This window comes from Pseudoalteromonas sp. S1727 (assembly GCF_005886375.1).
Taxonomy (GTDB): Bacteria; Pseudomonadota; Gammaproteobacteria; order Enterobacterales; family Alteromonadaceae; genus Pseudoalteromonas; species Pseudoalteromonas haloplanktis.
The window spans coordinates 1-365 of the sequence record NZ_PNDT01000299.1; the positions used below are offsets into that span (position 1 = coordinate 1).

Sequence of the window (365 nt, forward strand, 5' to 3'; positions counted from 1 at the left end):
GTTCATTATCCTATCTTTTTAAACGGCACTCCAGTACTGATCCCATGTAAAAAAGAATTACACAGTGCCGTAGATTCGCCGAATAAATAACTAAATAACCACAGCTCTCGTTTAAAATTGCGGATCAACCCTAAATAGCCTGATAAAATGAAGTCTTGTAATGCTCCGGTATCGCCTTTAATCGTTTGTAAACTTTTCCAAAAAGAGTTTGGAAACGAGATATTAAAATGCCCACCGGCAATTGCTTGCATCAGACTACCATAACGGTTTTTACGGCATTCACGGTAAAGGGGTTTGCTTCGACCAATTTTAGAATAACGCAAGTGAGCTTCAGCATTATCCCGCTGGTGGTCAAGAAAACCTGG

General features: G+C 40.0%; 1 pseudogene. It reads right to left on the reverse strand.

The features are described 5' to 3' along the window. Positions 1 to 8 precede the first annotated feature (8 nt). A pseudogene (locus CWB85_RS22100) lies at positions 9 to 365 on the reverse strand (glutamate--cysteine ligase); the annotation flags it as partial.